21 protein-coding genes are annotated in these 20346 nt (G+C 68.7%); 11 read left to right on the plus strand and 10 right to left on the minus strand.

Annotation, left to right across the window (positions count from 1 at the left end; genetic code table 11):
• The first annotated feature begins 209 nt into the window (after nucleotides 1-209).
• The 5 genes from CP958_RS27005 to CP958_RS13565 all read left to right on the plus strand — a co-directional run bounded on the left by CP958_RS27005 (nucleotide 210) and on the right by CP958_RS13565 (nucleotide 5789).
• The gene (locus CP958_RS27005; protein WP_242442920.1) at nucleotides 210-860 is read left to right on the plus strand and encodes a DUF4159 domain-containing protein; all 651 of its coding nucleotides are present in this window, start codon (nucleotides 210-212) and stop codon (nucleotides 858-860) included.
• Between the two features lie 70 nt (nucleotides 861-930).
• The gene (locus CP958_RS13550) at nucleotides 931-2985 is read left to right on the plus strand and encodes a hypothetical protein (RefSeq protein ID WP_096702482.1); all 2055 of its coding nucleotides are present in this window, start codon (nucleotides 931-933) and stop codon (nucleotides 2983-2985) included.
• Between the two features lie 155 nt (nucleotides 2986-3140).
• On the plus strand, nucleotides 3141-4346 hold the full coding sequence (locus CP958_RS13555) for a M23 family metallopeptidase (RefSeq protein ID WP_242442890.1): 1206 nt from the start codon (nucleotides 3141-3143) through the stop codon (nucleotides 4344-4346).
• Between the two features lie 13 nt (nucleotides 4347-4359).
• Complete coding sequence (locus CP958_RS13560) at nucleotides 4360-4818, plus strand: polymer-forming cytoskeletal protein (RefSeq protein WP_096702483.1); 459 nt, start codon at nucleotides 4360-4362, stop codon at nucleotides 4816-4818.
• Nucleotides 4815-5789 (plus strand): magnesium transporter CorA family protein, encoded by a 975-nt coding sequence (locus tag CP958_RS13565; protein WP_096702484.1) that lies wholly within the window; start codon nucleotides 4815-4817, stop codon nucleotides 5787-5789. Before CP958_RS13560 ends, CP958_RS13565 begins: the two co-directional genes overlap by 4 nt.
• On the opposite strand, the gene CP958_RS13570 is transcribed toward CP958_RS13565, so the two are convergent.
• Entirely contained in the window at nucleotides 5790-6224 is a 435-nt protein-coding gene (locus tag CP958_RS13570) for a ligand-binding protein SH3 (RefSeq protein WP_096702485.1), read from the minus strand.
• A gap of 115 nt (nucleotides 6225-6339) precedes the next feature.
• On the opposite strand from CP958_RS13570, the gene CP958_RS13575 reads away from it, so the two are divergent.
• The 5 genes from CP958_RS13575 (at nucleotide 6340) to CP958_RS13595 (ending at nucleotide 10797) form a co-directional block, all read left to right on the plus strand.
• On the plus strand, nucleotides 6340-7698 hold the full coding sequence (locus CP958_RS13575; RefSeq protein ID WP_096702486.1) for a tetratricopeptide repeat protein: 1359 nt from the start codon (nucleotides 6340-6342) through the stop codon (nucleotides 7696-7698).
• Nucleotide 7699: 1 nt separating this feature from the next.
• Nucleotides 7700-8182: a peptidylprolyl isomerase gene (locus tag CP958_RS13580; RefSeq protein ID WP_096702487.1), complete on the plus strand. Its 483-nt coding sequence runs from the start codon at nucleotides 7700-7702 to the stop codon at nucleotides 8180-8182.
• A gap of 79 nt (nucleotides 8183-8261) precedes the next feature.
• A complete protein-coding gene (gene dapD / locus CP958_RS13585) occupies nucleotides 8262-9107 on the plus strand; it encodes a 2,3,4,5-tetrahydropyridine-2,6-dicarboxylate N-succinyltransferase (RefSeq protein WP_096702488.1) in 846 nt (281 codons plus the stop codon).
• Entirely contained in the window at nucleotides 9107-10246 is a 1140-nt protein-coding gene (gene dapE / locus CP958_RS13590; RefSeq protein ID WP_096702489.1) for a succinyl-diaminopimelate desuccinylase, read from the plus strand. The genes dapD and dapE overlap by 1 nt, the downstream gene beginning before the upstream one ends.
• Nucleotides 10243-10797, plus strand: a complete 555-nt coding sequence (locus tag CP958_RS13595) for a hypothetical protein (RefSeq protein ID WP_096702490.1) — start codon at nucleotides 10243-10245, stop codon at nucleotides 10795-10797. Before dapE ends, CP958_RS13595 begins: the two co-directional genes overlap by 4 nt.
• Nucleotides 10798-10973: 176 nt before the next feature.
• Here the strand turns inward: CP958_RS13595 and tpx are convergent, their stop codons facing one another.
• From tpx to nadA, 7 genes are all read right to left on the minus strand, one after another.
• On the minus strand, nucleotides 10974-11471 hold the full coding sequence (tpx, locus tag CP958_RS13600) for a thiol peroxidase (protein ID WP_096702491.1): 498 nt from the start codon (nucleotides 11469-11471) through the stop codon (nucleotides 10974-10976).
• Nucleotides 11472-11564: 93 nt separating this feature from the next.
• Nucleotides 11565-11927, minus strand: a complete 363-nt coding sequence (locus CP958_RS13605) for a hypothetical protein (protein WP_096702492.1) — start codon at nucleotides 11925-11927, stop codon at nucleotides 11565-11567.
• An 80-nt stretch (nucleotides 11928-12007) separates the two neighbouring features.
• Nucleotides 12008-12421: a hypothetical protein gene (locus tag CP958_RS13610; protein ID WP_096702493.1), complete on the minus strand. Its 414-nt coding sequence runs from the start codon at nucleotides 12419-12421 to the stop codon at nucleotides 12008-12010.
• A 7-nt stretch (nucleotides 12422-12428) separates the two neighbouring features.
• Nucleotides 12429-12815, minus strand: a complete 387-nt coding sequence (locus CP958_RS13615; protein WP_096702494.1) for a cyclic nucleotide-binding domain-containing protein — start codon at nucleotides 12813-12815, stop codon at nucleotides 12429-12431.
• A gap of 13 nt (nucleotides 12816-12828) precedes the next feature.
• On the minus strand, nucleotides 12829-14448 hold the full coding sequence (nadB, locus tag CP958_RS13620) for an L-aspartate oxidase (RefSeq protein ID WP_096702495.1): 1620 nt from the start codon (nucleotides 14446-14448) through the stop codon (nucleotides 12829-12831).
• Nucleotide 14449: 1 nt separating this feature from the next.
• Nucleotides 14450-15304, minus strand: a complete 855-nt coding sequence (nadC, locus tag CP958_RS13625; protein ID WP_096702496.1) for a carboxylating nicotinate-nucleotide diphosphorylase — start codon at nucleotides 15302-15304, stop codon at nucleotides 14450-14452.
• Complete coding sequence (gene nadA, locus CP958_RS13630) at nucleotides 15294-16316, minus strand: quinolinate synthase NadA (protein ID WP_197706405.1); 1023 nt, start codon at nucleotides 16314-16316, stop codon at nucleotides 15294-15296. The genes nadC and nadA overlap by 11 nt, the downstream gene beginning before the upstream one ends.
• 211 nt (nucleotides 16317-16527) lie before the next feature.
• On the opposite strand from nadA, the gene CP958_RS13635 reads away from it, so the two are divergent.
• Nucleotides 16528-16950 carry a response regulator gene (locus CP958_RS13635; protein WP_242442891.1) on the plus strand — a complete coding sequence of 141 codons (423 nt, stop codon included), beginning with the start codon at nucleotides 16528-16530 and terminating at the stop codon, nucleotides 16948-16950.
• Here the strand turns inward: CP958_RS13635 and CP958_RS13640 are convergent.
• Nucleotides 16914-19568, minus strand: a complete 2655-nt coding sequence (locus CP958_RS13640; protein ID WP_096702497.1) for a cation-transporting P-type ATPase — start codon at nucleotides 19566-19568, stop codon at nucleotides 16914-16916. The two genes, CP958_RS13635 and CP958_RS13640, sit on opposite strands and share 37 nt — an antisense overlap.
• Nucleotides 19555-20214 (minus strand): response regulator transcription factor, encoded by a 660-nt coding sequence (locus tag CP958_RS13645; RefSeq protein WP_096703026.1) that lies wholly within the window; start codon nucleotides 20212-20214, stop codon nucleotides 19555-19557. Before CP958_RS13645 ends, CP958_RS13640 begins: the two co-directional genes overlap by 14 nt.
• Between the last annotated feature and the right edge of the window lie 132 nt (nucleotides 20215-20346).

The raw sequence follows: 20346 nt of genomic DNA on the forward strand, positions 1-20346 counted from the left end.
GCCGGGATTTCCGCCCCCCCCTGCTGCTGGCCGCCCTGGTGCTGGCCCTGGCCGATCTGGCCGCCACCCTGGCACTGCGCGGTCTGCTGTGGCGGATCGCCGCCCTGGCCGCCCTATTGTGCGCGGGAACCGAGGCGCGGGCGGCGTCCTTCGCCCTGGAGGCCGGTCTCGGCACCCGTCTGGCCTGCGTCACCACCCGCGACGCCGCCATGGACCGCCTGTGCCTCGCCGGCCTGCGCGGGCTGTCGGCGCGACTGGCCGAGCGCTCCACCGCCGAACTGGCCGAGCCCATGCTGGTGGACCCCGAGCGCGACCCGGTGCTGTTCTTTCCCCTGCTCTATTGGCGGATCACCGCAACCCAGCCGCAACCCTCCGAGCAGGCGGTGGAAAAGCTCAACGCCTACATGGCCAAGGGCGGCGTGATCCTGTTCGACACCGGCGACGAGGGACAGGCCGGCGCCGGTCCCGATACCGCCGAGCTGGAGCGTCTGCGCCGCCTGGTGGCCGGGCTGACCCTGCCGCCCCTGGCCCCCATGGGACCGGACCACGTGCTGACCCGCTCGTTCTACCTGCTGAAAAGCGTGCCGGGGCGCTGGGACGGCGCCACCCTGTGGGTCAGCCAGGGGGCCGAAGCCGGCAATGACGGCGTCTCGCCGGTGGTGCTGGGCGGCAACGACTGGATGGCCGCCTGGGCGGTGGACGAGCGCGGACGCCCCCTCCACGCCGTGGTGCCGGGGGGCGAGCGCCAGCGCGAGATGGCCTACCGCTTCGGCGTCAATCTGGTGATGTATGCGCTGACCGGCAATTACAAGGCCGATCAGGTCCACCTGCCGGCCATCATGGACAGGCTGAAGCGATGAGCAAGGTGAAGCCGAAGCGCGGAAGCCAAGGGGCCGCAAGGCCCCGCCCGGCGCTTGAGGGGCATGAGCGATGAGCTATACGTCGCTCGCCTTCGCTCCGCTGTTCCCCTGGCCGGTGATCGCCGGGCTGGGAGCCGCCGCTTTGCTGCTGGTGGGAGTGGGCCTGTGGCGGCACGCCTCGGGCACATGGCTCCGCGCCCTGGTGCTGGCGGTGCTGCTGGCGACGCTGGCCAATCCCCGCCTGCTGGCTGAGAACCGCAGCCTGCTGCCCGACGTGGCGCTGGTGGTGGTGGACGAGACCCTGTCTCAGGGCATCGGCGAACGCCGTGCCCAGACCCAGACCGCCCTGGACGACCTGACCCGCCGCCTCGGCCAACTGCCGGGGTTGGAGGTGCGGGTCGAGCGGGTGGGCAATGAACCGGGCGCCGATCGCGGCACACGGCTGTTCGAGGCGGCCGGGCGCGCCCTGGCCGATGTGCCGCGCCGCCGGTTGGCCGGGGTGACGCTGATCACCGACGGCCGCGTCCACGACGTGCCCGCCGATCTGGGGCGCTCGCTGGGCGCCCCGGTCCACACCCTGCTGACCGGCCACCCGGCCGAGCGCGACCGCCGGCTGGTCCCCGGCGCCTCGCCCGCCTTCGCCCTGGTGGGGGAGAGCGCCACCCTGTCCTTCAAGGTCGAGGACCAGGGCGGCAGGGGGGAAGCCGTCGTCGCCGTGCGGGTCGACGGCAAGCCCCTGGCGGCGCTGACCGTGCCGCTCAACCGCGACGCCACCCTGGAGGTGCCCATCCGCCATGCCGGCGCCAACGTGGTGGAGCTGGAGGTGGAGCCGGGGCCGGGCGAGCTGTCCCTGGTCAACAACCGCACGGCGCTCTCCATCTCGGGAGTGCGCAACCGGCTCAAGGTGCTGCTGGTGTCGGGCGAGCCCCATGCCGGCGAGCGCACCTGGCGCAACCTTCTGAAGTCCGACCCGGCGGTGGACCTGGTCCACTTCACCATCCTGCGGCCGCCGGAAAAGGACGACCAGACTCCCATCCGCGAAATGAGCCTGATCAGCTTTCCGGTGCGCGAGCTGTTCGAGGAGGAGCTTTCCGAGTTCGACCTGATCATCTTCGACCGCTACCGCCGGCGCGGCGTGCTGGCGGCGGCCTATTACCGCAACCTCGCCCGCTATGTGCGGGACGGCGGCGCCCTGCTGGCCGCCGTGGGGCCGGAATTCGCCGAGGCGGACAGCATCGCCGAATCCGCCCTGGCCGAGGTGCTGCCCGCCCTTCCCAACGGGAAGCGGCTGGACAGGGAGTTCCGCCCGCGTCTCACCGAGGCGGGCCGGCGCCATCCCGTCATGGCCGGCCTGCCGGGCACAAGGCCGGGCGAGGCGCCGTGGGGCAGTTGGATGCGCCAGATCGAAGTGGGCAACGCTAGGGGCACCACCTTGCTGACCGGCATCGACGACCGGCCGCTGGTGGTTCTGGACCGCGTGGGCGACGGCCGCGTCGCCATGGTGCTGTCCGACACGCTGTGGCTGTGGGCGCGCGGCTGGGAGGGCGGCGGTCCCCATGCCGAGATGACCCGGCGCCTCGCCCACTGGCTGATGAAGGAGCCGGACCTGGAGGAGGACGCCCTGACCGCCTCGGCGGAAGGCGGGCGCCTGTCCGTGGCGGCGCGCGGCGCCACCGGACCGCTGGAGGCCACCGTCACCGCCCCCGACGGCGCCCAGGCGCCGCTGACCCTGGAGCCCGACGCCGACGGCGTGGCGCATGGTGCCGTCGAAGCCGGACAGACCGGCCTGTGGCGGGTCGCCACTCCCGATGGCCGTGTCGCCCTGGCCGCCGCCGGCAATGCCGCCCCGGTGGAGCTGGCCGAGCTGACCGCCACGCCCGAGCGTCTGGCCCCCGTCGCCAAGGCCACCGGCGGCGGACTGGCCTGGCTGGCCGAGGGCGGCGTCCCCGAGCCCCGCCGGGTGACCCCCGGCTCCATCACCGCCGGACAGGGCTGGATGGGCTTCGCCGAGAAGGGCGACTACACGGTTGACGGCATTCGAGAAATCGCCCTGCTGCCCGCTCTGGCCCTGGCTTTGCTCTGCCTGGGCGGCTTGCTGGCGGCGTGGCGAAATGAAACGAGGTGACGCGTTTTTTGCCGGTCATCGGCAGATTCGATTTGGAATATCGGCCGGACCGATGTAAGGAGTTCTTACCTATAGGTTAATGTCAGGTGGGCTGGGTAGACTGGCCGCGCTTGGCGAGCAGGCAGGCCATCCGAAACGTGGGGGACGTCAGGACAGTGACCGAGCAGCGACTGAAACCGACAGCCGGAAAGCGGCTCAAGGCGTTGCGTCGGGCCGCGTCCTGGGCGATTCCCGAGTGGCAGGTCTTCGTCCGCCGCCCCAACGGCACCGCCGAGCACTTCACCTTCACCCGCAAGCGGCAGATGGTCCTGTTGGGCATCGTGGCCGGCGTCACCGTATGGGCCGGCATCGTCTCGGCCCTGCTGACCCGCCAGCCCGACGAGATCGCCGCCAAGGAACGTCAGCTGGACGAGATGATGGCCGCCACCCGCGCCGCCCAGTACCGTCTGGCGTCGTCTCAGAAGATGGTGGCCGATATCGCCCGCGAGGTGGATATGGTCCACTCCAACATCGTGGTGCTGGCCGAGACCAACGCCGCCCTGGCCAAGGACCAGCCGCCCAAGAAGGTGGCCGCGCCGGCCAAGCGGACCAAGAGCGGCGCCGAGCCCGCCTGGAACGAGGACGGCCAGCCCGCCGGAGAGGAAGCCCGCGCGGTGCGCGAGCAGGTCCGCCGCCTGGAGGGCTCGCTGGAACGCCTGCGCGTCGCCTATTCCCAGGCGGTGCAGAATACCGACGCCGCCGCCCAGTCGCGCATCTCGGATACCGAGCGGCTGCTGGCCCGCCTGGGCCTGGACGCGTCCCGCCTGTTCGAGCGCCGCGAGCGCGATGCCGGCGGACGCGGCGGTCCGTTCATTCCGCTCAACACGGTGGCGAGCGATACCGGCCTGTCGGGTCTGGTGGACCGTCTGGACCGCTGGAGCGGCATCAAGGCGGTGATGCAGAAGATGCCGCTGGGCGAGCCGCTGCACGAGGGATACGACATCAATTCCAGCTTCGGCACCCGCAACGACCCGCTCAACCGCCGTACCGGCGTGCACGAGGGCGTCGATATGGGCGCGCCGTTCGGCACCCCCATCTACGCCACCGGCGACGGCGTGGTGGATTTCGCCGGCCCGTGGGAAGGCTACGGCCTGATCGTGGAGATCAACCACGGCAACGGCGTCACCACCCGCTACGCCCACATGTCGCGCATCAAGGTCAAGGAAGGCCAGAAGGTGAGCCGCTCGACGGTGGTCGGCCTGTTGGGCAACACCGGACGCTCCACCGGCCCCCATCTGCATTACGAGGTTCGCGTCGCCGACGTGGCCAAGGATCCCCTTAAATTCATCGCGGCAGGTGAAAATGCTCCCAAAGCTTGGTAGGGCCCTCGGGGCGGTGTCCGGTGCCAGTCACGCGGCCCGCAACGGCAGCAACGGCCTGCCCCTGTCGGTGATCGGCGCCGACGTGCGCATCGTCGGCAATATCTTCACCCAGGGCGAGATGCAGATCGACGGTCAGGTGGAAGGCGACATCACCTGCCACCGCCTGCTGGTGGGCGAGGGCGCCCGCATCACCGGCGAGGTTACCGCCGAGACGGTGCAGGTGCACGGCGAGCTGAACGGCAAGATCAATGCCGGATCGGTGATGATCGCCAAGTCGGCCAAGGTCACCGGCGACGTGATCCAGGACAGCCTGGAGATCGAGGCCGGCGCCTCCATGGAAGGCCGTCTGGTGCGCAAGTCCGGTGCCGTCAAGGCGCTGGAGCACGCCAAGGGCAACGGCGCCGCGGAGCCGGCCCAGGTCGCCCCGCCGGCCAAGGCCGATCTCAACCAGGAAGCCGCCGGAACGGCATGATCACCACCTATCATGCCACGGCCAGTGGCGTGGTCACGGGTGGCGCCGACGGCGTGGCCCGCGATGCCCTGTGGATCGATCTCCTCGACCCCTCGGCCGAGGAAGCCGCCCTGGTCGAGGCCCGCACCGGCCTCACCCTGCCCACCCGCGACCGCCAGCAGGAAATCGAGGTGTCGTCGCGCCTGTCGCGCCACGGCGACGCCCTGATAATGACCGTACCGGTGCTGACCGGCGCTTCGGGCCTCGATCCGCGCAACAGCGCCGTGACCTTCATCCTGAGCGCCGGCCTGCTGGTGACGCTGCGCCAGGCCACGCCCCACGCCATCGCCGCCTTCGCGGCGACCTTGGCCTCGGCCCCCCCGGCCAACGGCGGCGACGTGCTGCTGGGCCTGCTGGAAGCCATCGTCGACCGCATCGCCGACGTGCTGCAGGATTTGGGAGCCGGGCTGGACAACATCTCGCACCGTATCTTCCACCAGCCCAGCGGTGCCCATCACCGCCGCCACCGCGCCGGCTCGCGCGAGATGGAGGCGTTGCTGCGCACCATCGGCCGCACCGGAGACCTTTCGGGCAAGGCGCGGGAAACCCTGCTGGGCCTGAAGCGCACCACCGCCTTCCTGCCCCACGGCGACGGCGCCCTGGGCCTGGAAAACGCCACCGAGCGGATGCGGGCCATCGATCAGGACCTGCACTCCCTGGCCGAATACACCGACTTCCTGGGCAACAAGATCAACTTCCTGCTGGATGCCACCCTGGGCCTGATCGGCATCCAGCAGAATCAGGTGATCAAGCTGTTCACCATCATGTCGGTGCTGTTCCTGCCGCCCACCCTGGTGGCGAGCTGGTACGGCATGAACTTCAAGATCATCCCCGAGCTGCAATGGGAATGGGGCTATGCCTACGCCATCATCCTGGCGGTGGCGTCGGCGGTGGTCCCCTACATCTTCTTCCGCCGCAAGGGCTGGGTTTAGTCACCCGCCCTTGGCCGCCCGGGCCAGCCCGGCCTGTTCCGGCCCATAGGCCTTGCCCTGCCACAGCATGGTGTAGGCGATTTCCTCGTTGCCGTTCTCGCACAGGTCCAGCACGTCCCGGAACAGCGGCTGGAAGGTGGAGGAGCGGTGGGATTGCTCGTGCTCGGCGAAGCTTTTCCAGAAGGTGATGATCAGGGCTTCCCGCCCGGCCAGCGGCGACGACACCGCCTGGCCCACCGTCGAGCCCTCGTTGGAGATCATGCCCGAATTCAGGCAGACGAAGCCGCCGACGAAACCGGTTTCCGAGTGCCAGGTCTTGACGTTCTCGCACAGCAACGCCACCCGCTCCTCCAGGTCGTCCACCGTATAGCCGGGGCGCAGCACCACCCGGTTGACCGTCACCACCCCGTCGGACGGGAATCCATCGATCAGCATCCACACCTCCTATATTCTATTATGCTGATGTTGTGATGGCCGCATGCCGTTCAAGCCCCCCTCTTGCCGCCGCCGCCATCCTCGGGAAAGATGGGGCATCGGAGGGGAGCAGGACATGGCGGTGGATACACCCTTGCCACAGGCGCAACAGGCCTTTGCCGCCGCCGCCCAGGCGTGGCGCGACGGAAAGATGGAGGCGGCCGAACAGGGCTTCGCCGCCGCCGCCCTGCTGGAGCCCGGCTGGGCCTCGGCTCACGCCAACCTGGGCGCCGTGCTGCGCCGCCTGGGCAAGCCCGAGGCGGCGGTGGTCAGCTATCGCCGCGCCCTGGCGGTGGGGGCGGAGGACGCCGCCACCCTGTCCAACATGGGCAACGCGCTGCGCGACCTGGGGCAATTGGAAGAGGCCGAGGCCGCCCAGCGCCGGGCCGTCGCCCTGGTCCCCGACAACCGGGGCTACCGTTACAATCTGGCCCTGCTGCTGCGCGACCGGCGCCGGCACGACGAAGCCCGCGCCATGCTGGCCGAACTGGCGGCGGCCGAGCCCGACAATGCCGAGTACCAGTGGGACCTCGCCCTGGCCGATCTCTATCTCGGCGATTACCAGAAGGGCTTCGCCGGCTACGAGTGGCGAACCAAACTGGCCCGCAATCCGGCCCGCGAACTGCCGGGGCCGCGCTGGACCGGCGACGACCCGGCCGGCCGCACCGTGCTGCTGCTGTCGGAGCAGGGCTTCGGCGACGCACTGCAATTCGTCCGTTACGTCCCGCTGCTGGCCGGGCGCGGCGCCAAGGTGGTGCTGGAGTGCCTGCCCGAGCAGAGCGACCTGTTCGCCGGCCTCGGCGGGCTGGTGGCGCTGGTGCCCAAGGGGGCCGCCCTGCCCGCCCATGACTGCTGGGCGCCCCTGGCCAGCCTGCCCCACCTGATGGGCACCCGCTTCGACGCCATCCCGGCCGCAATCCCCTACCTGACCGCGCCGCCGCGGCCCAATCTGCGCATCGTGCCGACACCGGGCGAGAAGCTGGCGGTGGGGCTGGTCTGGGCGGGCAAGACCACGCCGCGCGATCGCTCTTGGCCGCTGGAGGAACTGCTGCCGCTGCTGGGCGATCCCCACGTCACCGTCTACTCGCTGCAACTGGGGCCGCGCGCCGAGGACCTGAAGCGCACCGGACTCGAACGGCTGGTGCGCGATGCCGGCCCGGTGCTTAAATCCTTCGCCGACACCGCCCATGTGATCAGCCATCTGGACCTGGTGATCACCATCGATACCTCGGTGGCCCATCTTGCCGGAGCCCTGGGCCGCCCGGTCTGGGTGCTGCTGCGCTATGTTTCCGATTGGCGTTGGCAGGACGAACCGCTAACGTCACCCTGGTACCCGACCATGCGGCTGTTCCGGCAGCCGGACCCGTCGGACTTCAAGACCCCGGTGGCCGCCATGGCCGCCGCACTCGCCTCTCTCATCGACGAAAGACACTGACATGCGCATCGCCAAGGACACCGTCGTCACGCTCAGCTACCGCGTCAGCGACGCCGACGGCAACATCGTCGACGAGGGGTCCGAGCCCATCATCTACCTGCACGGCGGCTACGGCGGCCTGTTCCCCCGGCTGGAGGAATCCCTGGAGGGCAAGGAAGCCGGCCACGAGCTGTGCATCAAGCTGCAGCCCGAGGATGCCTTCGGCGAATACGACGCCGAACTGGTCAGCATCGAGGAGGCCTCGCTGTTCCCCGAGAACGTCCAGGTCGGCATGCAGTTCGAGCGCGTCATGGACGGCAACCAGGACGAGACCATGCTGTTCTCGGTCACCGACATCGCCGACGGCAAGGTGGTGGTGGACGGCAACCATCCCCTGGCCGGCATGGCGCTGGTGTTCGACTGCACGGTGGCCGACATCCGCGCCGCCTCGGCCGAGGAGATGGAGCACGGCCACCCGCACACCCCCGGCCATCACCACCACTGAGTCCGGGTATCATTGACTTGGGCCACGCCCGGAGTATGTTCGGGACCCCGTTTTTCGACCGCATCAGCAGGATTTCGCCATGAGCTTCGCCGCCCTTGAAAAGACCATCGACGCCGCCTGGGAGGCCCGTGACGGCATCAACCTCCAGACCAAGGGCGAAGTGCGCGACGCCGTCGAGGCGGTGCTGGAAGCCCTGGATTGCGGCAAGCTGCGCGTCGCGACCAAGGGCGCCGACGGCAAGTGGGCCGTGAACCAGTGGCTGAAGAAGGCGGTGCTGCTGTCCTTCCGCCTCACCGACAACCAGATCATCGGCAACGGCCCCGGCGATTCCGTGTGGTTCGACAAGGTGCCGTCCAAGTTCGCCGGCTGGGACGATGCCCGCTTCCGCGATGCCGGCTTCCGCGCCGTGCCCAACGCCGTGGTGCGCCGCTCGGCCTTCATCGCGCCGGGCGTGGTGCTGATGCCCAGCTTCGTCAATCTCGGCGCCTATGTGGATTCCGGCACCATGGTCGACACCTGGGCCACCGTCGGCTCCTGCGCCCAGATCGGCAAGAACGTGCACATCTCGGGTGGCGCCGGCATCGGCGGCGTGCTCGAGCCGCTGCAGGCCGGCCCGGTGATCATCGAGGACAACTGCTTCATCGGCGCCCGCGCCGAGGTGGCCGAGGGTGTCATCGTCGAAACCGGCGCGGTGCTGTCCATGGGTGTCTATATCGGCGCCTCCACCAAGATCGTCGACCGCGCCACCGGCGAGGTGTTCATGGGCCGCGTGCCGGCCTATTCCGTGGTGGTGTCGGGCACCATGCCGGGCAAGCCCTTCCCTGACGGCACCCCCGGCCCCGGCCTCTACTGCGCCGTCATCGTCAAGCGCGTGGACGAGCGCACCCGCTCCAAGGTCGGCATCAACGAGCTGCTGCGCGACTGATGGACCTGTCCGAGCCCGTCCAACTGGCCCAGGCCCTGATCCGCTGCCCCAGCGTCACGCCGGAAGATGCCGGGGCGCTGGACGTGCTGGCCGAAGCCCTGGAAGGCCTGGGCTTCACCTGCCATCACCTCCGTTCGGCGACCGGCGGGCCGGAAATCAGGAACCTCTATGCCCGCTTAGGGAGCGAGAGCCCCAATATCTGCTTCGCCGGCCACACCGACGTGGTGCCGCCCGGCAAGGGCTGGACGGCCGAGCCGTTCGGCGGCGCGGTGGACCAGGGCCGGCTGTTCGGGCGCGGCGCCGCCGACATGAAGGGCGCCATCGCCTGTTTCGTTGCCGCCGTGGCGCGGCTGAAGGCGGAGGGTGGCCTCCGGGGCTCGCTGTCGCTGCTGATCACCGGCGACGAGGAAGGCCCGGCGGTGGACGGCACGGTCAAGGTGCTGGACTGGCTGGTGGCACGCGGCGAGCGCGTGGATTGCTGCATCGTCGGCGAGCCCACCAATCCCCGCAAGCTGGGCGACATGATGAAGATCGGCCGGCGCGGCAGCCTCAATTGCCGCCTCACCGTATTCGGGACGCAAGGGCATTCGGCCTATCCCCATCTGGCCGACAATCCCATTCCCCGCCTGCTGGACATCCTGCGCCGGCTGACCGAGGCACCGCTGGACGAGGGTACGCCCCACTTCCAGGCCTCGACCCTGGCGCTGACCACGGTGGACGTGGGCAACCCGGCCACCAACGTCATTCCCGCCGAGGCCCGCGCCGGATTCAACATCCGCTTCAACGACCTGCATTCCGGCGCCTCGCTGGAAAAGTGGATCAGGGACACCGTGGCCCAGGCCGGCGGCGAGGTGGAGGTCAAGGTCGAGGTCTCGGGCGAATCCTTCCTGACGCCGCCCGGCCCGCTGTCCGAGGCCCTGGCCCAGGCCGCCTTCGAGGTGACGGGGCTCGTGCCCGAGCTCTCCACCTCGGGCGGCACGTCGGATGCCCGCTTCATCAAGAACCACTGCCCGGTGGTGGAGTTCGGACTGGTCGGCCAGACCATGCACAAGTCGGACGAGCACGTGGCCGTCGCCGACATGGAAGCCCTGACCGAAATATACCGCCGCGTCCTGATCTGTCTGGCGGCGGCGTCATGAGCACGGCCGGCGAAATCTTCGCCGGAGTTTACGGCGCCTGGCGGCTGGCGCGGCGCGATCCCTCCGGGCTGATCTGGTTCGACGCCAGCCCGCGCGGTTTCTGGAATTCCTTTTGGGGGCCGGCGCTGATCCTGCCCGGTTTCCTGGTGCTGCAGACCCTGGACGGAGCCTTCGAGGAGGACCTGCTGCGGCCGCTGGTGGTGGAGCTGATCGCCTACGTCATCGGCTGCGTCGCCTTTCCCCTGGTCATGAGCCACATCTCGGAAGGCCTCGAGCGCTCCCACCTCTACATGCGCTATATCGTCGCCTACAACTGGTCGCAGGTGGTCCAGATGGCGGTGCTGCTGCCCACCGGCCTGCTGATCCATCTGGCGCCGGGCCACGGCATGGCGCTGCTCAACATGGCCATGACCATCGTGGTGCTGGTCTATCAGGCCTATGTCGCCCACCAGGCCCTGGAGGTCAAACCCGGCGCCGCCGGCATGCTCGTCCTGCTCGACCTGTCGCTGGGCGCCCTGATCCAGATGATCGCCACCAGGCTCCTGACATAGAAAACGGGCCGCTTCCCGGCGGAAGCGGCCCGCTCTCGATTCTATACCGGCAGATCAATAAACTGATCTGCCGCAAGTCCCTCAATCGCCGGACGCTTTGCTTGACTCTCGCGGCATAAGCCGCGGCGCGCCTTGCGCTTGCCTCCGCCAGGAGCGGCCGTCATGGCGTCGATTGCCTACTTCGCGGCGGCGATGGCGGCGTCGTAATTGGGCTCCTGGGCGATCTCGGGGACCAGTTCGGAATAGGTCACCTTGCCGCCCTTGATCACCACCACGGCGCGGGCCAGCAGACCGGCCAGCGGGCCGTCGACGATCTTGACGCCGTAGCGCTCGCCGAAGCCCTTGTCGCGCATGTCGGACAGCGACTGCACCCGCTCGAGGCCCTCGGCGCCGCAGAAGCGCTTGTGGGCGAAGGGCAGGTCGGCGGAGACGCACAGCACCGCCACGCTGCCCAGCTTGTCCAGCTCGGCGTTGAAGCGGCGCACCGAGGCGGCGCACACCGGGGTATCGATGCTCGGGAAGATGTTCAGCACCACGGTCTTGCCCGCCACCGCATCCAGGCCGACATCGGCCAGATCGACGCTGGTCAGCGAGAAGGCCGGGGCGGCCGAACCCACCGCCGGCAGGGTGCCGTTGGTGTTGATGGGATTGCCCTTGAGGGTGATGGCAGCCATGGCGGAACCTCTGATTTTGTTTTTTGAAGGTTTCGACTTTGCCCCAGGCGCGGCCGTCAGGCAACCGGTCGTCGGAATAAGGGATAAGAAATTTCAGCGACGCTTGATGGCGCCCCACACCAGCCAGAGGGTAATGGCCGGGGCGCAGATCAGCAGAACCCGGTCCAGCGCCACCGCGAAGCCCCAGCGCTCGCCGTTCAGCAGCAGGGCCTGCTTGCACTGGTAGCGCTTCTGGAAGCTGCCCTCGCAGGCCTTCATGCGCTCCTGCATGGCCTTGCCGGTATGGTTGTCGAAGATTTCGTCGGGTGTGTCGTTGATGAACAGCGTCCAGGTGGACAGCGCCAGCCAAAGACAGCAGATCACCGTCACCAGGATATCGCCCAGCCGCCGCCGCCGCTTGGGATCGGCCAGGCCCTCGGCGATGAAATCGGGCAACAGGAGTGACATGGGCGACATGGGCCTGGAATCCTTCGAACCCTGCCACGCTAGCATTTCGCGGTTAAGGGACGCTTAAATCCCAGACCGTCACTCGGATTTCAGCGGAACAGCATTTTGGAGATCAGCACCTCGATGGTCTGCTCGCCGCCGGGCTCCTTGCGCACCAGTTCCAGCATGGTGGCCTTGATCATCGGCGCTGGATTGCCGCTCATGTATTCCTCGTAGGGAATGCCGTTCAGGACCTTGCGCATCTTATCCGAGACGACCTTCTCGGAAATCTTGGCCTCTTCCGGCACCAGCAGCAGCAGGTCCACGGTGGACAGGTGGAAGTTGCCGTAGCCGTCCCACAGTTCCAGGGCGATGGTGGGCAGGCGCGCATAGCGCTGGCCCTTGGCCGGAATGGGCAGCGGCCCGCCCTTGCTGTCCTTCTTCTTGTCCTCTTTCTTCTTTTCCTCGGCGGCGGCGGCCAGGGGAAAGAGGACCAGCCCGGCCAGAAAGGCGCGACGCATCATGATCGGGCTACTCCGCGTCATGGGCGAGGATCACCGTGGCCTCGGCCAGTTCGGCGCCCATGGCCCGGATGTTGCCCAACAGGGCGTTGACGATGACCCGCACGCCCCTGGGGGCCTTGTCCAACTGCTCGGACAGGCGCTCCTTGCCGATGATCACGCAGGCGGTCTCCTCCTCGGCCACCGCCGAGGCCATGCGCGGGTGATCGTCGATCAGCGCCATCTCGCCGAAGATGCCGCCCTGGGTGACGTCGCCGATATCCACCCGCTTGCCCTTGACCGTCTTGAACACCGAAACCCGTCCCGATTCCACCACATAGGCGGTGGTGCCCGGCTCGCCCTCGGCGAACACGGTGGCTCCCTTGGGGAAGACGACGCGGCGGGCGGAGTTGTTCATGGACGGCCTCGCTTCAGTCGACGCGGCGGATGGAGAAGTTCTTGGGCACCAGGATGGTGTTCTGGGGCGGCGCTATGCTGTCCAGGGTGGGGAAGTCGATGGTGAAGTGCAGTCCCCGGCTTTCCCGGCGCCCCAGGGCCGAGCGGATGATCAGGTCGGCCACGGTGCTGAGATTGCGCAGTTCCAGCAGGTCGGAGGTGACGCGGAAGCTGCCGTAATACTCGTCGATCTCGTCCTTCAGCAGCTTGACCCGGTGGCGCGCCCGTTCCAGACGCTTGGTGGAGCGCACGATACCCACGTAATCCCACATGAAGCGGCGCAGTTCGTCCCAGTTATGGGCCACCACCACCTCCTCGTCGGAATCGGTGACCCAGGTCTCGTCCCACGGCGCGATCTCGGGAATGGCCGGGACCGTCCCCATATGGGCGGCGATGTCGCGGGCCGCCGCCGCCCCCACCACCAGGGCCTCCAGCAGGGAGTTGGATGCCAGGCGGTTGGCGCCGTGCAGGCCGGTAAAGGAAACCTCGCCCACCGCGTAGAGATTCTCCACGTCGGTGCGGCCCGCCAGATCGGTCAGCACGCCGCCGCAGGTGTAATGGGCGGCGGGCACCACCGGCAGCGGTTCCCGGGTCATGTCGATGCCGAATTTCAGACATTCGGCGTGAATGGTGGGGAAATGAGCCGTGATGAATTCGGCGGGCTTGTGGCTGATATCCAGATAGACATGATCACAGCCCTCGCGCTTCATCACGTCGTCGATGGCACGCGCCACGATATCGCGGGGCGCCAGTTCGCCGCGCGGGTCGTACTCGTCCATGAAGCGGGTGCCGTCGGGCCGCAGCAGCAGCCCGCCCTCGCCCCGTACCGCCTCGGAAATGAGGAAGGACTTGGCCTTGGGATGGTAGAGGCTGGTGGGGTGGAACTGGCAGAATTCCATGTTGCCCACCCGGCATCCGGCCCGCCATGCCACGGCGATGCCGTCGCCGGTCGAGCCGTCGGGATTGGTGGAATAGAGATAGACGCGCGCGGCGCCGCCGGTGGCCAGCACCACGTTGCGGGCGGCGAAGCGATGGACGCGGCCGTCGCGGCGGTCCAGGGCGTAGGCGCCGATACAGCGGCCCTGGCGACCCTGGGGCAGCTTCTCGCGGATCAGGTCGACGGCGTTGTGGTGCTCGAACAGATCGGCGCCGCTGGCGCGGATGCGGGCCTCCAGCGCCAGTTCCACCGCCTTGCCGGTGGCGTCGGCGGAATGGACGATGCGGCGGTGGGAATGTCCGCCCTCGCGGGTCAGGTGCAGGTCGCCGCCTTCATGGTCGAACAGCACGCCGCACTCGATCAGCCAGCGGATGGCCTCGGGCGCGCCCTCCACCACGGCACGGACCGCCGGCTCGACGCAGATGCCCGCTCCGGCGTTGAGCGTGTCGGCGATGTGGGATTCTGTGGAATCGGCGGCGTCCAGCACGGCGGCGATGCCGCCCTGGGCATACTTGGTGCTGCCCTCGGACAGGTCGTTCTTGGCCAGTACCGCGACGCGGGCCTTGGGATTGTTGGCCAGTACGCCCAGGGCCACCGAAAGGCCGGCGGCACCCGAGCCGACGACCAGCAAATCGTAGGGATCGGCGGTACGCGTCATGTCAGCTCCAGTCCAGCCCGATATCGACCGCCGGGGCCGATTGGGTGATGCGTCCCACCGAGACGAAATCCACGCCGGTCTCGGCGATGGCCCGGATGGTGTCGAGCGTCACGCCGCCCGACGCCTCGGTCTTGGCCCGGCCGGCCACGATGGCCACCGCCCGGCGCAGGATATCGGGCGCCATGTTGTCCAGCAGCACGATGTCGGCCCCGGCGGCGACCGCCTCGGCCACCTGATCCAGGGTATCGCACTCGGCCTCGATATTGGGCCTGCCTTGCGCCTTGGCGCGGCGCACCGCCTCGGCGACGGAGCCGCAGACGGCGATGTGGTTGTCCTTGATCAGCACGCCGTCATAAAGGCCCATGCGGTGATTGGCGGCCCCACCGCAGCGGGTGGCGTACTTGGAGAGGCGCCGCAGGCCGGGAATGGTCTTCCTGGTGTCCAGCAGGGTGCAGCCGGTGCCGTCGATGCGCTCCACGTACTGGCGGGTCAGGGTGGCGATGCCCGACAGCAGTTGCAGCAGATTCAGCGCGGTGCGCTCGGCGGTGAGCAGGCCGCGGGCCGGCCCCTCCATCTCGGCCAGCACCGTGCCGGCCTCCACCTTGTCGCCGTCGGCGACAAGAGCGGTAAAGCGGGCCTCCGGCACCACCAGGCGGAACACCTCCTCCGCCACCGGCATGCCGGCGATCACCATGGTGTGGCGCGCCGCCATGACACCCTTGAAGCGCAGATCGGCGGGAATCACCGAGGCCGAGGTGATGTCCTCGCCCTCGCCGCCCTTGTCCGCCCCCGTATCCTCGGCCAGCGCCGCCAGGATCACCCGGCGGGCATCGTCCCAGTCAACCTCAGGCCGCATTGGTCTTCTCGCCCGACATGGGAACCGACTTGCTCATCTCCAGCATGCGCTCCAGCGGCTTGAGGGCCGCGACACGCAACTCCTCCGGCACGGTGATGGCGGGGGCGTCGTTCTTCAGGCAGAGATAGATCTTCTCCAGCGTGTTCCTTGCCATGAACGGACAGTTGGAGCACGAACAGCCGCCATCGGCGCCGGGCGCCGGGATGAAGGTCTTTTCCGGCGCCGCCTTGCTCATCTGGTGGATGATGTGCTGCTCGGTGGCGATGATGAATTCCTTGGCCGGGCTGTTCAGCACGAAATCCAGGATGTTGCGGGTCGAGCCCACATGGTCGGCATGGTTCAAGATGCCGTCCGGGCATTCCGGGTGCGCCGCCACCAGCGCCTTGGGATGGCGGACCTTCAGCTTGACCAGCTCCTTCTCGGAGAACTGCTCGTGGATGATGCAGGAGCCCGGCCACAGCGTCATCTCGCGCCCGGTCTTCTTCTGCATATAGGCGCCCAGATGGCGGTCGGGCGCGAACAGGATCGGCCGGTCGGCGGGCAATTGGCGGATGATCGCCTCGGCATTGGACGAGGTGACGATCACGTCGGACAACGCCTTCACCTCGGCGGAACAGTTGATGTAGGTCACCGCGATGTGATCGGGGTGCTTTTCCCGGAAGGCGCGGAACGGTTCGGCGCGGCAGGATTCCTCCAGCGAGCAGCCGGCCTCGGCGTCGGGGATCACCACCAGCTTGGACGGCGACAGGATCTTGGCCACCTCGCCCATGAAGCGCACGCCGCAGAACACGATGACATCGGCGTCCGTCGCCGCCGCCTTGCGCGACAGATCGAGCGAGTCGCCGACGAAGTCCGCCAGGTCCTGAATCTCGCCCTCCTGATAGTAATGGGCGAGGATCACCGCGTTGCGTTCCTTGCGCAGACGGTCGATCTCGGCGACCAGATCGAGGGTCGGGTCGATGTCGGCTTCGGTCATGGCGCCGGCGGCGGGCAAAACAATGGTGTCGGTCATCGGTCTGGGCTCTCTCGCGGGGGACGGATTCCCCCGCTTCACTAAGGGGGAAGTAAAGGACGAATCGCACCGCCAAAGCAACCCTTCACCTACCCCGACAGGCAGTTCGTGCCCCACCAGCGTTGTGTATAGGGGGTTATGACCACCGTGCGCTTCACTTGAACAGGGTTCGCGAGCATCATGGATGTGGGATGACGGATTGGAATTCAGCATGATGACGTCAGAAGGACGGACTCCGCAGGCGCCCGACGCCCCTCTCTTGCCGCCCCTGGTGGTGGTCATCGAGGACGAGGCCATCGTGCTCGCCGGCTACCAGATGCTGTTCGAAAGTTGGGGCTATCGCGTCATCGCCGCCCAGTCGGCGGACGAGGCCGTCTCGCTGATCGAGGAGGAGGGCGAGGCCCCCGGCTTCATCCTGTCGGATTTCCGCCTGCGCGACGGCCAGACCGGGACCGAGGCCATCGGTATGCTGCGGCGCACTTTCGGCGGCCATATTCCCGGCGCCGTGGTCACCGGCGATACCACCGTCACCGGCGAGGGCCTCAAGGAGGCCGAGGCCGAGGGCACCCCCATCCTGCACAAGCCGGTCAACGGCCGTCAGTTGCAGGACATCCTGTCCCGCTCGCTGGGCTGACGGAAAAACAGCTTCCGCGTTTCCTCCAGCACCAGGACCGAGGCGCCCAGCGCCACGGCCACACCCCATTCTGCCGGTTCGAGATCGGTGGTGTGGAACAGGGCCTGGGCCGGGCCCCAATGCACCGCCACCGCCTGCAGCACGACGATGCCGGCCAGCGCCGCCCACAGCTTGCCGTTAGCCAGGGCGGCGCGGCCAAGGGCGCTCTCGCCGCCCACCCGCGCATTGAACACGTTGAACACCTGGAACATCACGAAGGTGGTGAAGGCCATGGTGCGGGCCCGCACCATGTCCTGGCCGCTCCCGCCTTCCCACCACAGCACGGCCAGGGTGCCCAACGCCATCAGCAGGCCGAAGCCGAACAGGCGAAGCAGGCGAGACAGCGGCAGGATGGGCGCATCGCGCCGCCGGGGCGGCTGATCCATCAGGCCGCGCCGGGCCGGGTCGAAGGCCAGGGCCATGGCCGGCGGTCCGTCCATGATGATGTTGACCCACAGGATCTGGATGGGGCTGAACGGCACCGGCAGCCCGGCCAGCGGCGCCAGCAATACCGCCAGCAGGGCGCCTATGTTGGTGGACAGTTGGAAGCGCACGAACTTGACGATGTTGTCGGTGATGATGCGCCCCTCGCGCACCGCGCCCACCACCGTGGAAAAATCGTCACCGGTCAGCACCATGGCGGCGGCCTCGCGCGTCACGTCCGAGCCGGTGCGGCCCATGGCGACGCCGATGTCGGCGGTCCCGAGCGCCGCCGCGTCGTTGACGCCGTCGCCGGTCATGGCGGCGACGTGGCCGCGCGCTTTCAGCGCCCGCACGATGCGCACCTTATGCTCGGGTGTCACACGGGCGAACACGGTGATGGCCGGGGCGCGGTCGGCCAGTTCTGTGTCGTCCATGGCATCAAGGTCGGTGCCGCTGACCACCTCGCCGTCCAGGCCCAACTGACGCGCCACCGCGCCCGCCGTCACCCGGTGGTCACCGGTGATCATCTTCACCATGATCCCGGCGGCGCGGCAGGTGGCGATGGCATCGGCGGCACCGGGGCGCGGCGGGTCGGCCAGCCCGACCAGGGCATGCAGGGTCAGCCCGCCCAACCCGGAGGCCAGATCCTCGTCCGGCCGGGCGTCCAGGTCTTCGGCGGAACGGGCGGCCAGGGCGATGACCCGCAGGGCGCGGCCACCCATGGCGTCCATCTCCGCCGCGATGACGCGGCGCAGATCCGCGTCCAGCGGACGGGTTCCATCCCCGGCCAGCACCGAATCACAAAGGTCCAGCACCCGGTCGGGCGCCCCCTTGACCGACAGCCGGCAGGCCTCGCCGTCGCTGTCCAGGGTCGCCATCAGCTTCCGGTCGGAACTGAACGGCAACTCCGCCAGCCGCCGCCAGCGCCCCGGTACCGGCAAGGCGCCGGAACGCTCGGCCAGACGCAGCAGGGCCACCTCGGTGGGATCACCTACCGCCTCGCCGGTGGCGGGGTTGAGGCGGGCCTCGGTGCACAGCCCGGCCGGGGCCAGCACCAATTCAAGACCGACCGGTCGGTCATCGCCGGAAAAGACGTGGGAGCGCCCCACCGCCCAGGCTTCCAGGGCGGTCATCCGCCCCAGCGTCAGGGTGCCGGTCTTGTCCGAGCAGATGACGCTGGTCGAGCCCAGGGTCTCGACCGCCGCCAGCCGACGGACCACCGCGCCCTTGCCCGCCATGCGCACCATGCCGAGAGCCAGGGTGACGGTGACCACGGCGGGCAGGCCCTCGGGAATGGCGGCCACCGCCAGGGCGACCGCCGTCAGCACCATCCGGCCCAGCGGCTCGCCGGCCAGCAGCCCCTGGATCAGGACGAAGCCCACCACCACGGCGGCGATCAGCGCCAGCCGGCGGCCCAACTGGTCGAGACGCTCCTGCAGCGGGGTCGGCCCCTCCCCGGCGGCATCGAGCAGGGCGGCGACCTTGCCCATCTCCGTGGCCGGTCCGGTCCCGGTCACCACCATCTCGGCCCGGCCACGGGTCACCACCGCGTTCATGAACAGCATGTTGATCCGTTCGGCCAGGGGCACGCCGTCACGGTCGAGCGCCTCGGCGGTCTTGGCCACCGGCTCGGATTCACCGGTCAGCGCCGCCTCGTCGGCCTCCACGTCCTGGCCGTCCACCAGCCGCCCGTCGGCGGGCACCCGGTCACCGGCCTTGAGCAGCACCAGATCGCCGGGCACCAGGTCTTCGGCGGCGATCACCGCCTCGCCCGCCGCGCGGCGCACCCGGGCCTTCTGGGCCAGCATGGCCTTCAGCGCGCCGAGCATGCGCCCGGCCCGGCGTTCCTGGGCATAACCGAGAATGGCGTTGAACAGGGTGACGGCCAGCACCACCACCATGTCGGACGTATCCCCCACCAGCCCGGCCAGCAGACCGGCGGCCAGCAGCATCAGGGTCAGCAGGTTGCGGAACTGGTCGAGAAAAACCGCCCAGGCGGGCCTGGGCGGTTTTTCCGCAAGCCGGTTGAAGCCGAAGCGCTGGCGACGGGTCCGGATTTCGTCCGCACTCAGACCGCCGGTTCCGCATCCGAGGCGGATGCGGACCTGATCGGCGCCGAGCCTGTGCCAGTCGCCCCCGGTATCAGGGAGCGGCATCGGGGGCCGTCAACCCCAGATGCGAGGCCGCGACCACCGCGCGGGTGCGGTTGTTGACGTTGAGTGCCTTCAAGATCGCCGTCACGTGCAGCTTGACCGTTCCCTCGGCCAGTTCCAGCACACGGGCGATTTCCTTGTTGGACTTGCCCTGGCCCAACAGGGCCAGAACCTCGCGCTGGCGGGGCGTCAGGGCCGCGATGGCGGTCTCGCCGGCCATGGGCGTACCGTCGTCACCGCCGGGTCCGCTCTGATCCAGCAGGGCCGGCGGCAGGTAGACGCCGCCCGACAGCACCAGCTTGAGGGCCGAGAGCATGACGCGCGACGAGGAGGTCTTGGGAATGAACCCGGCCGCCCCCATGTTGACCGCCTGCAGCACGTGGCGGCGGTCGTCGGAGGCCGACAGCACGATCAACGGCACCGCGGCCGGCAGCAACTCCTTCAGCTTGGCCAGCCCCTCGGCCCACGCCATGCCCGGCATGGTGAGATCGAGGAGGACGATGTCGATGTCCTTCTCGGCCTGAACGGCTGCGATGGCTTGGGGAAAGTCACTCGCCTCGATGATCGTGGGCGGTCCTTCGAACTGATCGAGGACATGGCGAAGCCCGTCACGAAACAGTTCATGGTCATCGGCGATAAGAATCTTCATCTCGTCCCCACCATGCATCTCCCGGCTATGGACCGCCGTCACCCATCTGCGACATGGTCGCAAGAATAAGGCGCCGCCGCCATGAAAAAATCTGCAACGCTCCACGGCTTTCACCGCAGGTCAAAGAGTGGC

It is taken from the genome of Magnetospirillum sp. 15-1 (assembly GCF_900184795.1).
Classification (GTDB): domain Bacteria; phylum Pseudomonadota; class Alphaproteobacteria; order Rhodospirillales; family Magnetospirillaceae; genus Phaeospirillum.